This is a genomic window from uncultured Nonlabens sp. (genome assembly GCF_947495285.1).
GTDB lineage: Bacteria > Bacteroidota > Bacteroidia > Flavobacteriales > Flavobacteriaceae > Nonlabens.
In genome coordinates this window covers 1-348 of sequence record NZ_CANLXZ010000096.1, presented here as the reverse complement: position 1 = coordinate 348, position 348 = coordinate 1, and the positions used below count along the sequence as shown (strand labels likewise).

The following is a 348-nucleotide window of genomic DNA, read 5'->3' as shown; positions in this document are numbered from 1 at the left end:
ATGATTGCTGATAAACCAAAGAATAAAGGATCCAAAATTATTACTCGTGAGATGCATAATGCATTATCTAATAGAGTAAATGATCCTAAAAACCCTTTTTTAGGATACTGGGATGCTCAAAATTGGATTAATGAAGAATTTGATGTAGATATAAAGTACCAACGTATTCGTGAGTATCTAATTCAACACTTTAAAACAAAACTTAAGACTCCTAGAAAATCTCATTATAAGAAAGATGATGAAGCTGAAAAAGCTTTTTTAAAAAACTCCCTAATACGCTAAATGACATTAGATTAAGTCTAAATAAGAATAACGTTAACGATGTGAACCTCTACTTTCAAGATGAAG

The 348-nt window shown here is 29.6% G+C and carries 1 protein-coding gene; it reads left to right on the top strand.

Going from position 1 to position 348, the window contains the following annotated elements; genetic code table 11:
• Positions 1-282 (top strand): winged helix-turn-helix domain-containing protein (locus Q0838_RS14280; RefSeq protein ID WP_298956567.1); only part of this gene is annotated, 282 nt, incomplete at its 5' end.
• Between the last annotated feature and the right edge of the window lie 66 nt (positions 283-348).